10 protein-coding genes are annotated in these 11,068 nt (G+C 69.6%); 6 read left to right on the top strand and 4 right to left on the bottom strand.

Going from position 1 to position 11,068, the window contains the following annotated elements; all coding sequences use genetic code 11:
• The first annotated feature begins 101 nt into the window (after positions 1–101).
• From AB0N17_RS37150 to AB0N17_RS37135, 4 genes are all read left to right on the top strand, one after another.
• Positions 102–689, top strand: coding sequence for a hypothetical protein (locus tag AB0N17_RS37150; protein ID WP_366016058.1), 588 nt, complete (start codon positions 102–104; stop codon positions 687–689).
• A 236-nt stretch (positions 690–925) separates the two neighbouring features.
• Positions 926–1,831: a hypothetical protein gene (locus tag AB0N17_RS37145; protein WP_366016057.1), complete on the top strand. Its 906-nt coding sequence runs from the start codon at positions 926–928 to the stop codon at positions 1,829–1,831.
• A 117-nt stretch (positions 1,832–1,948) separates the two neighbouring features.
• Positions 1,949–2,338, top strand: a complete 390-nt coding sequence (locus tag AB0N17_RS37140; protein WP_058928873.1) for a hypothetical protein — start codon at positions 1,949–1,951, stop codon at positions 2,336–2,338.
• Positions 2,339–2,572: 234 nt separating this feature from the next.
• The gene (locus AB0N17_RS37135) at positions 2,573–2,914 is read left to right on the top strand and encodes a hypothetical protein (RefSeq protein ID WP_366016055.1); all 342 of its coding nucleotides are present in this window, start codon (positions 2,573–2,575) and stop codon (positions 2,912–2,914) included.
• A 73-nt stretch (positions 2,915–2,987) separates the two neighbouring features.
• On the opposite strand, the gene AB0N17_RS37130 is transcribed toward AB0N17_RS37135, so the two are convergent.
• Complete coding sequence (locus AB0N17_RS37130) at positions 2,988–5,681, bottom strand: ATP/GTP-binding protein (RefSeq protein ID WP_366016053.1); 2,694 nt, start codon at positions 5,679–5,681, stop codon at positions 2,988–2,990.
• 286 nt (positions 5,682–5,967) lie between these two features.
• On the opposite strand from AB0N17_RS37130, the gene AB0N17_RS37125 reads away from it, so the two are divergent.
• Both AB0N17_RS37125 and AB0N17_RS37120 read left to right on the top strand, forming a co-directional pair.
• The gene (locus tag AB0N17_RS37125; protein WP_366016052.1) at positions 5,968–6,186 is read left to right on the top strand and encodes a hypothetical protein; all 219 of its coding nucleotides are present in this window, start codon (positions 5,968–5,970) and stop codon (positions 6,184–6,186) included.
• Between the two features lie 66 nt (positions 6,187–6,252).
• Positions 6,253–6,570: a hypothetical protein gene (locus AB0N17_RS37120; RefSeq protein ID WP_366016051.1), complete on the top strand. Its 318-nt coding sequence runs from the start codon at positions 6,253–6,255 to the stop codon at positions 6,568–6,570.
• Positions 6,571–7,024: 454 nt separating this feature from the next.
• Here AB0N17_RS37120 and AB0N17_RS37115 read toward each other — a convergent pair whose 3' ends face one another.
• The 3 genes from AB0N17_RS37115 to AB0N17_RS37105 all read right to left on the bottom strand — a co-directional run bounded on the left by AB0N17_RS37115 (position 7,025) and on the right by AB0N17_RS37105 (position 10,745).
• Positions 7,025–8,914, bottom strand: a complete 1,890-nt coding sequence (locus tag AB0N17_RS37115) for a zeta toxin family protein (RefSeq protein ID WP_366016050.1) — start codon at positions 8,912–8,914, stop codon at positions 7,025–7,027.
• A gap of 56 nt (positions 8,915–8,970) precedes the next feature.
• Entirely contained in the window at positions 8,971–9,402 is a 432-nt protein-coding gene (locus AB0N17_RS37110; protein ID WP_366016060.1) for a DUF4357 domain-containing protein, read from the bottom strand.
• A gap of 392 nt (positions 9,403–9,794) precedes the next feature.
• Positions 9,795–10,745, bottom strand: a complete 951-nt coding sequence (locus AB0N17_RS37105) for a hypothetical protein (RefSeq protein WP_366016049.1) — start codon at positions 10,743–10,745, stop codon at positions 9,795–9,797.
• Positions 10,746–11,068 lie beyond the last annotated feature (323 nt).

The raw sequence follows: 11,068 nt of genomic DNA, 5'->3' as shown, positions 1-11,068 counted from the left end.
CGCTCGCCACCATGATCGGAGTCGCGTGACGCGGAATCCCTGGCTGGCCACCGGGACGTCAGGCAGCGTTTCCGGGCCTCGCAGCCGCGTCAGGCAGGTTCGTGAGCGCCACCAGGCCCCTCGAAATCGACGCCGACGGCGACGAGGGCGGCGCGTACGCGGCCGATGTCGGCGAGCATGGCAGCGTCGGCCAGTGCCGGGGCCGCTGCGGCCGGAGGCGGAACGGGGGAAGCCGCCGGGCAGGGACGGCGGCGACGGAGCTTGTCGAACATTTCTCCGATCATGCCGGGGTGTTCGCGCTCGGGCCACCGTGCGAGGTGCTGACCTGGTGTGATGGTGCCCACTGGTGGACTGGCGGGCGGCCGGCACCAGCGCCGGTCCGCATCTGCCAGGATGGGGGGATGGCGGGAGAGACAAAGACGCACGACGAACGGCTCCGGGACCTGGAGGCGTCGGCGTTCCGAACGGGGCGCACCCTGGCCGAGCACGGCGAGCAGCTCGGAGAGATCCGCGAGCAGCAGACCACGGCGTTCGGGAACATCGACTCACTCGCCAACGCCATCGGCGCGCCGGGAGATCGCACGATCACGCAACGGTTGGATGGCCTCGATCAACGGCTGGAGGGTATGGAGCGCGTTCTGTTCGCTCTGGCCCGGGCCCAGGGCATTGACCCCGACACTCTGGCGTGAGCAGGCCAGGGCCTCCGTCTCCAGTCGAGATCAGCGGGCAGTGGCCATGGCGTGCCTCCGCTGGTGGACGGCGCGTCGCCGGTCATCTCTCCCTTGCTTGGCCCAGTCCGTATGGCGGCTCCGGTGTCACGCCGGCTGAACTCCACCTGAATCCCCAGGCGCATTCTGGCTCTGCCGGAACGGCTGCGGTCCCGAACAGGAGCGCTTGACGGTCCAGCGGCCCTATCGTCTCGGCCATGGATTCAGAGCAGTTGAAAAGTTCATCTCAAAAGTGGATGAATGCGGCGCTGGCAGCCTTTGTCGAGGGGACTGAAAGCTACGACTTCGCCGTTCACCACGCCGGCGTCGCTACAGAGCATCTGCTCAAGGCCTACCTCGCTGGAATCCACCCGGCTCTGATCGTCGACGGCCGGCACTTCGACTCGTTGCTCCATGCCACGGGCCTGGGCTCCCACGCGGCTCCTCTGACCAAGGTCAAGACCATCGGCCTCGCTGAAGCCCATGAGCGGGTGCTGAGGCTCCTTCCCAGGAAGATCCCGATCGACAAGAAGGCCCTCGAGCCCCTGGCGGACGCCCGCAATGGGGTTGCCCACAGCGCGATACACGACGCCGCACAAGCTGAAGCGGTATTCACGGTCTGCTTGCGCCTCGTCGACCCGGTTCTCGAAGAACTGAGAGTCGATCCGAACGGCTACTGGGGCCCCTACCGGGTCCTGCACGACAAGCTGGTCGATGAGCAGGTGCGACAAGAGCGCGTCGCGGCGGAAGCTCTGCTCGTCAAGGCACGCTCACTGTTTGAACAGCGCTTCGGGCATATGTCCCGCAAAGAGCGTGATGTGGTTTTGGCCGCAATCACCAGTCAGCCGCTGATCACCATGAGCCGGGAAGCACCGAAACAGTGCCCGGCCTGCGGTTCTCAGGGGTGGGTGGCCGGTCTAGTGAACGTCCAGGGCATCGCCGGCCAGGAAGGGGTCTACCTCGTCCCTTACGGATTCCACTGCGCGGCATGCGACCTCGAAGTGAGCAGCAAACTTCTCTTCCACCTCGGCGACCTGGACGAGGACGTTCTCTTGGACGACGACCCCTACGACTACGTCGGGGACGAACCGCCGGTTGACGAAGACGTCTACAGAGGCCGATGAGCCAGCTCTCCTCAGACGCCCGCTCCATCTGCCTCGACCGTCCTCGAGTAATCGAAACCACGACGTGGGACACCACGAGCGGCATCAACTGCCGTGCTGCGTGGGCAAGATGAGCGCATGACCTTCGACTGGAAGATTCCCCCGTGGCAGCGGAACGAGGACTGCACGCACATGGCCGTGATGCTCACCAGCGCCGGTGGTGGGCAAGTCGCCCTCACCACGGAAAGCGTCCGCGGTGACAACGCCACCGAGGCCCTCGCCGACCTGCTCATGGGTCCAGGCGGCGCAGGCGGCGCGGTGCTGCTGCCCAGCCTCATCGCCGTGGTGGTCCGGCGCGGCATCGACGTCATGTGGATGGCCCAGCCGCCCATCCAAGTGGCGGCAGCAGGCGACGGTGAGTGGAACATCGCCGTCGAAGGCGCGGAACAGAACGACGTCACCGCGTTCTCCGCGAAGGACACACGCGACCTCCTCGCCCGGCTGCAGGCTGCCTACAGCGCCGGGTAGACCGGTCGCCTCAGAGACGTCCTCAGGCTCGCGTCCGCGATTCGCGGGCGCGAGCCCGTTCCATGAGCCTCACAGGCCCCGAACCGTTGATCACCTTGGACAGAGCGTGAGCAGCCGGCTGGCCGGAACCTTGACGACTGCCGGGCGGCGGCAGGCTGCGACCGGATGCGCTGGCACACGATCGGCTTCCCCTGATGGACGATGGGTCCTGCTAAGAGGGACCACACTGAAGCCGTGACCGTGCACCATGCCACCGCTTCCCGCTGGGCTCATGTGGCCGAGCGTCTGCCCGCTCACCTCGAGGAGCTGTCCGGTCCCGCGACCGGGACGGTCGAGCTGCCGTTGCATCTGGCCTGGTCGGGGCTGAGGCGCTTCGAGGTCAGTGACGAGAAGCTGCTGCTGGGCCTGTACCGCATCGTGCTCACGAACGGTCTACGCGAGGACCTCACCGGCTACCTCAACGCCGATCTGCTCGTGAGGCACTGGCCACGCCTGCGGATCGCCCTGGGCAAGCCGGTGCGCACCTGCTGGGAGCAGCGTTTCCCAGAGCTGGTGGCGGCCGCCGCTGCGGCATGAGACTTCCAGACGACCTCGGGCTGCGCCTTGCGGAGCCGTACACCGAGGACGAGGACGGCGGCTGAACCGGCTGTTACTGAGTGCCGTGCAGGCGCTGTTGGCGGGCGGTGACGAGGGCGCGCCAGCGGGTACGGACGGTGAGTTCATCGTCGAGCCAGCGTATGGCGGGCCCGGCGGGCTGGGGCAGGTCTCCCATGGCGGCTGCGATGTGGCGGTAGTAGCCGAAGTCGCCGTTCGCGGTCACCTCGTGCAGACGGTCGAGGGTGGCCGCCAGGTCGTCTTGTGCGCCGCGTACAGCGTGGTGGAAGGCGAGGGCGGTTTCCAGGAGCGGGGTGAGCCAGGTGAGCCCGGCGACGGTGATCTCGGTGCGCAGCACGGTGGCGCGGTCGGTGACGTCGCGGTCGGTGCCGGCGTCGCGTACGAGGCCGACGACGTGGGCGAGGAGGGTGGTGGCGCGCTGGTCGAGGTGGGCCAGGAGCTGGTGGGCGAGGGCGAGCTCGTCGTCGGCACGGGCCGGGTCGGCGAAGGCGGTGACCAGGGCGATGTGGGTCTGGGCGATGGCCCGCTCGCCCGGGGCGTCGTGCTGTTCGGCTTCGGTCCGTGCGGCTTCGAAGGCGGCGGTGGCGCGGTCGATGTCGCCGTGGGGCCACCGGATGTGGCCGAGGACGCGGTGGTGGCGGCCTTTCCAGCCCAGGGTGGGGACGGCGGCGAGGGCGGTGGGGAAGTCGCCGCGGATGCGGGCGAGGTTGGCCAGGCCGCGGCGGGCGCGCACGGCGAGCCGGCCGCCGGCGTCGGCGACCTGGCGCATGCCGTCCGCGGCGGCGTCGGTGCGGCCGAGGTCCTTGTGGGCTTTGGCCCGGTAGTACAGGGCGAGTTCGGCAAGTTCGCCGGACAGCAGGCCGGTGTCCAGGACGGCGGTGAAGCGCTCAGCGGTGCGTTCGCGGTGTTCGTGCTGGCGGCGGCCGATGGCGACGAGGAGTTCGGCCAGAGCGTCGGCGGGCGTGTCCGGACCCGTATCCGGGCCGGTTCCAGCGGAGACCAGAGCGTGGGTGGGCGGGGCGAGGGGTTCCCACACGGAGTCGTCGGTGTAGGCGAATGCGGCGTCGGTGAGCCAGCTGAGGTCGTCCAGCCGGTGGTCGCGGGCCAGGCGCAGGCCCTGGCGCAGGCACGCGACGAGGAGGGTCCGGCCGGGGACGTCGGCGCGGCCGTCCTGCCTCTGCTGGCCGAGGGCGGCGAGGGCGCGTTCGGCGGCCCGGTGCCAGTCGGCGGAGGTCCAGCGGTCCTCGGTGTGGTCGTCGGCGGTGCGTAGTGCGGTGCGGATGGCGCCGTGGAGGTGGTAGGGCCAGATCGCGTAGGGGTCTTCGGTGATCATGGGCCGTTCGATGAGCCTGCGGGCCGCGGCTTGGTGGGTGAGGCCTGCGGCGTGGGTGGCCAGGTCCAGGTCAAAGGCATCGAGCAGGCTGGCGCTGCGCAGGACGTGGCGCTCGTCGGCGGTGAGGTCGGAGAGGGTGCGGGCGATGAGCGCGGGGAAGGTGTGGTCGAAGTCGGCCGGGGTGGGGGTGCGGCCGGTGCGGCGGATCTCCAGGAAGCGGGCGACGGCCAGGTCGAGGTGGAGCGGCAGGCCGTGCGAGCGCTGGGTGATGACGGCGCGGATGTCAGGGCTGATCAGCGGCTGGCCGTCCTGGGTGAGGCGCTGGGCGAGGTAGGTGTCGCAGTCCTGTTCGGAGAAGTCCCCGATCAGGTGCTGGCGGGCGCCGCCCTGTCCGGCGGCGCGTGCCGGCTGCCCTGCTTGGGGGGTCAGGCCGGGCCAGGCGGCGGGGCCGGTGTAGTCGAGCTGGCCCTGAAGGGCGGTATCGGCCCACTGCAGACGGTTGCGGCCGCTGATGACGAAGAAGCAGTTCGGCATGAGCCACACGAGGCGTTGCAGGAGCCGTTCGGTGTCGCGGTGGCGGTCGCTGGTGTCCTCGAAGGTGTCCAGCAGCAGGACCGGCACGGCCGCCTTCTTCGCGGGCAGGCGGCTGATCTCCCACGCCAGCAGGTGCGGGTAGAAGGAGAGTGCCTCCAGGTCGGGTTCGGCCTCGAGCAGGGCGGCGGTGCGGGCACAGCCGGCGAGGGCCCGCGCCCGTTCGCGGCGCTCACGCAGGGCCTGTACGAGCGCAGTGGTGACCTGCCCGGCCGCCGAGCCCACCAGGCCGGGCAGTTGCAGGGCGCCGATGGCCTCACTGACCGCGGCCTGCAACTGCCCGGGCAGCATCTGTCCGAACTTCCCCACCAGGCCGGTGCGCCGGACGTACTCCTCCAGCGGCTCACCAGGGTGCTGAGCATCCCAGTAGCGGCGCAGCGCGAGGTCGAAGCTCGGCAGAGGGCGGCCGACGGTCGCAGCCAGGGCCAGACGGATCGTCAGCACGACGCGCTCGAAGTCCGAACCGGTCGATGCCGAGCGGGCCAGGTCGATGCGGATGGGCAGGATCTTCTCGCCCGCCCAGGCGGGGGCACCCCAGTGCACGGGACGCTGGTCCGCTGCGGTGAGCGAGGATTCGAGTTTGCGCAGCAGGGTCGACTTGCCGACGCCGCCCACCCCGTGAAACACGATCACGTTGTTGCGAGGGACCTCAAGATCCTCAACGTTGAAGGCCGGAGCGGCGATGTGCCGCAGGTGCTCCTCGATGGCGGTGGCGACGAGATCCCACTGGTCTTGGCGGTTGGTGAACGCCTCGTTGCTGCCCACGGGGTCATTGGAGCTGAACAGCGCACGAAGGTCGGTCATGTGGTGTGTCCCCCCGAAGTGATCACCTGCGGTCCCAATTTATGCTGCGGGCGGTGGCCGGCGGCAGCCCCGGCGGGATATGCAGGCCGAGAGGAGCCGGTGATGGACTGGTTCCCGCCCACGCCGGACAATGATCTTTTCGCCGTCCGGTTCTCAACGCGCCTCGAGGTGGTTCTCCGTGCACGACCCCGCATCGTCCTCCCCGGAACCGCCACGTTCACCATCGTCGGGACCGGCTTGGGACCCGGACGGCGGCGACGCCGGGTATGAGGTGGCGCACGAGATCGTGGGGAACGTCATCGCCTGGTACAGCCGACAGCTCCTCCTCGCGCGGCGCTCCGGGGACGAGCAGCGCCTGGAGGAACTGAAGGCGCGGCGTCAGGAGTGCGTGGAGGACCAGAACCGGCTGAGGACGGCTGGGCCCGACGAGATCGCGCGCATCGCCGCCGTCTATGCCGCACGCCTGAAGGAGTTGGAAGCCAGCGAGGCGCAGCCCGAGTCGTAGCTTCGGCGCCACCGTGCCTGTCACGCCCGGGCAGCTGCCCGAACCGCGGGGCTAGAGTCTGCCGTCATGACCGCAGTCCCGTTCCCTTTCGCTGCCGCCCCGGACGGGTGGCGAGTGGCGATCAAATGCCCCGACGACGGCGTGATTCTGGTGATGCCAATCGTCGGCTGGGCCACCCCCGTCGACGGCATGCGGCGAACCGATGCCCAACTGGCCGTCGAGCCCGTCATCCTCTTCGACAACGTGGACGAGCCGCTGATCACCACTCTCGCCGACACGCTCAAAGATTGGACCGACGGCGAAACACTCCACCAGATCATCGCGCCAGGCTTCGAAGTCCGCGAAGTGCCAGACGGCTGGTCAGTGCGCGAATACGGGGACTGACCACGCGAACGCCCGCCCCGGGGTAGGGCGGGCGCTGGACGACGGGCGGCGTCAGTGAAGTCCGCGACGGTGAGCTTCCCGACGGATCCACGCCGCTTGGCGGCCGACCCGCTCCGCCCGCTCACGTGCCTCACCGACCAGATGATCCGGAATCGACCTTGGTTTGCCGTCCGGCTCAAGCAGCAGATCCGCTTTGTGGGGCAGAGGCAGCATGTCCGCACTGGCGTAGCAGTCCGTCCAGCTGATGCTGTGGCCTGACGGTGGGCATACCCGGTCGGCGTGAGCGGTGGCCAGTAGGTGGTGGGCGGGCTCGCCGCCGAGATCCGTCTCGTGCGGTTCTGGCAGAAGGCGAGCGATGAACTTCGCGGCGTTGACGCGGACTATGGGCACGAGTCCTCCTGGACTCTCCAGCGGTCACACCTCGACCGCCCAGGCCCCGCGCCTACCGATCAAGCTACAGCATGGCGCTGACGGGCATGGGGAGCGCGGCCACGGGGGCATGCGCGTCGAGCTGATGCGGCTGCAGGGCCGGGGGCATTAACGGGCATGCCAGGCGTCCGATCGCGATGAGTTCGTCGCGGTACTGCGGCATCGCGGAACGCAGCCAGCGCTGGGCGGCACAGAACCGCGCGGCTTCCTCGGTGGTGTAGGGGCGGGACTGCTCCGCAGCCAGGGCCCAGGCGGCGGCGGGACGCCGTGCCCACCGTCCCTGGGTGATTTGTTCGTTGCGGTAGAGGACGTGGGCGTCCCGCCGCATCACCGTGACCGAGTCGACCACGGACAGCTGCTCGGCAGCCGCCACCACCTCGGGGAGGACGGCGAAGTGAGTGTCGTGCCCGGCGGCGGTGGTGAACCGTGCGGGCACGCCTCGCTGACTCACCTGGGCGTAGCGGACGGCCGTGCCCTGCCGGGAATCGGCTGCGCGCACGGCCAGGACCAGCAGCTCCACCCGGTATCCGGCCTGCCGGTACAGAGACGCGCTGGTGACGAAGGCGGCGGCGTTTTCCGGGGTGATCTCGATGACCACGTCCCCGCGCCGCTCGCGCACGTACGCTTCGGCTTGAGCCTGCCAGGCCCGGTAGTCGGCGCGGATCCGCGCGGAGGCCGTGCGCGGCTCCTCACGCAAGAGCTGCAGGTAGTCCGGGTGGGAGAATTTGAAGTCGTCACCCGTGATGTGGGCAGGGCCGTCGCGCAGGGTGCGTCGGACCATCTGAGCGGCCCGGGTCTTGCCGGCGCCGGGCTGGCCCATCACGTATACCGCGACGGGTCTGTCCTGCGGTGTGATCGGTCCCAACATCGGAACGATCAACTCGTCGAAGATCCAGCGGTGTTCCTCTGCGGAGAGCCGGTGGTAGTCGACCCCGGGAGGCTCCCGGCGCGGCTGGGCGGTGCGTCGGACCGGCTCGGCCAGGGCAGCGGCGCGTTCGGTGTCGCGGCGGACCGCCAGCGTCCAGTCCTCGGGCAGTCGGGGGTCGGTCAGGCGCCGGTCGGCGTCGGCGAGCTGACGGCGGAATCGGCCCGTCTCCCTGGCGTCCCATGGGCGCCTGCGCTCAGCGAGCACCGCGCGTGCCGCGCCCGCCGGGCGGCGCCATTGCCCGGTGGACGCAAGTTCGTTGTCGTACACGGCCTCCAGCGCGGTCTCCGTGGAGCGCCGGACGACGAAGATCCGGTCCGCCAGGTGCGCGGCCTCCACCATGCTGAGGGTGTCGACCAGGGCGACAGCGCACTGGTCGTGGTTGTCCCAGGAGACGTACCGGGCCCGGCCCTCCTGGGCGAGGCGCAGGTACCGGTCCAAAATGCCGAGCTGGCTGACCGCCTCGGGCACGGCCAGGGCCACCAGCTCGACGCGGTAGCCCGCCTGCCGGTACGCGGCCATCCCAGTCAGGAACTCTTGGGGGTGGGCCAACGGCGCCTCCACCACCGCGTCATACCGGCCGGCTCGTGCCCGAGCCTCCACTTCGGCCTGCCACTGGTAGGTCTCCGCCCGCACCCGCACGCCAGCAGTCCGTACGTCCTCGCTGAGCAGGGCTGCGTAGCGGGGGTGGATGTTCTTGTAGGCGTCGCGGTCCACCCGCACCGCACCGCCTCGCCGCTCCAGCGCGGCGTGCACCAGGTCGACGACGAGCGTCTTGCCGCTGCCTGCCTGCCCGGCGACGAACACCACCACCGGGCGCACCGGTTCCGGCTGCGGCAGTGCGCCGCCCAGGACGCTGGGCAGGACGGTTCCGGTCAGGACCTCCTCGGACCAATCACCGGCCGGCACTGCGGCACCAGACGCCGCCGGGCCCGTGCCCGGCAGCTGTGCCAGCGGCGACGCGGGACGGGGGCGGTGCGGCGCACTCACGTACTCCTCCACGAACGAACTGGTGACAAGCGGTGCTGGGGAGCCCCGGCTCCGGCCTAGACCTGAGCCGTCGATGAGTCCTGCTGCAGCTGCTGGCGCAGCGCATCGAGGGTGCGGCCGTCCGCGGTCCGCCACAACACCCACCCGTTCGACGACGTGCCGGTGACCGCTGAGGCCGCCTTCGACGGCGAGGTGTACGGCACCGCCTGCCCTTCGACGATTAGCCGCCCGTCAGCGGTCACCGTCGCCACTGCCTCCCGGCCCGCCCGCCGCTGCTGGAAGGACAGCGTGTCCCCGGCCTGCAGCAGCCCCTTCAGCAGCAGCTCAGCCAGCGGGCCCTGCGGGGCCACGGCACGCCCGGGACCGGAGGCATCACCCTCCGGGGCCCCGTGGGGCGCGAGGTCGAGAGACAGAGTGATGTGAACGGTCTCTTCCGGCCCCGCGGCGGCCAGGCGGGCGATCAGGGACGAGTCGAAGTGCAGGCTCACGGTGGGCAACGCGGGTCTCCTCTGAACGACGCGGCACGGCCAGTAACCACTCTACTGTAAAGCGCTCAGCAGTACTCCTGTTTAGAGTGGTGAGGAGGACTCGACAGGCCTGCAGCGCGCCGACGCCTCCACCTACGGCGCCACCGTGGAATGCGTTGCCCCCAGTGACCAGCACGGTCTCGCGCGGCCCGTCCACGAACGCGGCATCGGAGAGACCTGCCCCTGGGGCACCGGCGCGTACGCCTGTGCCCACGTCACGGCCGCCGGCACCCGGCCCGCACCGCCGCGAGTCCGAAGGTTGTGCCCTAGACCGGCGAGACACGCAGGAGCCGGTGGGCGCCTGCCTGGCAGGCACCCACCGGTAGTTCGTCACGGGTTGGCCCTAAATCGCCCTACCAGACGGGTTCTTCTGCCGGCCGCTGACTAGCCGGGCGTTCGGTCGTGGCCGACTCCGGGGAGGAACTGGGAGCAGGCGGAACGCAGTTCGCTGAGCAGAACCGTGGCGGAACACCCGGATCCCAGCCGTAGGTGTTGAGGCGGCCGCCGCAGGTCACGCAGGCGCCGAAGACCTTCCCAAGGCGCCGTGCTTCGGCACGCGCCACGTTGTGCAGGCGAAGACGCTCCCGTTCGATCGTGTGCTGCATGGCCAGTGTCTCCTCTTCGCTCCAGAACATGTCATCGAGCGCCTCGGGGGCTACGAAGAGGGAATCGAGCAGAGCCTTGCTGACACGCTCATAGGTGCCGTTTGCGGTGGCGGCCTTGATGAGGAGGTCTGCTTCCGCGCTGCCTTCGAGACGGTCCACGTCACGGCCGGCGTCCGGCTTGAAGCTGTACGCCCATTCCTCGGTCATGGAGACCAGAGCATCGCCGCTGCAGTCCGGCAGGTGGCTGGAACACTGGAGGAAGGCCCAGCCGGGCTGGTCGTTCCGGCAGGCGGATGTCTGGCACAGCTCCCTGACCATGTCCTGCGTGAGGACGAGCTGGAAGCGGCGGTTGCCGCAGACGACGACTGCCTCTTCCAGAGGACTCATGGACTCCAGCGTGAGACGTGCGGAGCGTCCCTCTTGCGCTAGTGAGCCCGCGAGTTCCAGAACGGTGCCGTAAGGCACGGCACCGCCGAGCAGCCGGGAGTGGAACACCTCCGGCGCGAGCTCGGAGTCGTAGCCCCAGTCGACGTCTGCCGGGGCAACGGTGGCGCACTCGGTCAGCAGCTGGGAGAGCAGGAAGCCCTTTGGCTCCCGGTCGGTCGCGGCAGCCATCTCGCGGGCGACCTGGGTGTAGCGGCGGCCTGTTTGAACCTGCGTCTCGCGGATCGCGGCCTTGCGCTTCTTGTCCCTCGTCATGCCAGTCCTTCCGCAGCATGCCCACGCCCATGCCGCAGCAGGAGTCATCACGTTCAAGGAGAGATTGCTGCGCGAGTCTGAGACCCTTGTCCGCTTGCCGGGCGCGTGGGTGCGGTTCCGGCCGGGATCTGACATGGCCTGGCATGCGCGTGCCGCACCATCGGCGGCAGCGTAGCGCATACGACGCACGAAGGAGCAGTCAACGCCCGGGGCTCAAACGGCTCTTCGCCCACACCCTGCACCCGCTGCCCGGACATCGTTGGACGTCGCCATCCGTTCGACGGAGCAGGAATCACCCAGTTGACGCAACGCGGGCGTCATGG

This window comes from Streptomyces sp. NPDC051133 (genome assembly GCF_040682635.1).
In the GTDB taxonomy this organism is placed as follows: Bacteria; Actinomycetota; Actinomycetes; order Streptomycetales; family Streptomycetaceae; genus Streptomyces.
This window is presented reverse-complemented; position numbering and strand designations above follow the sequence as displayed.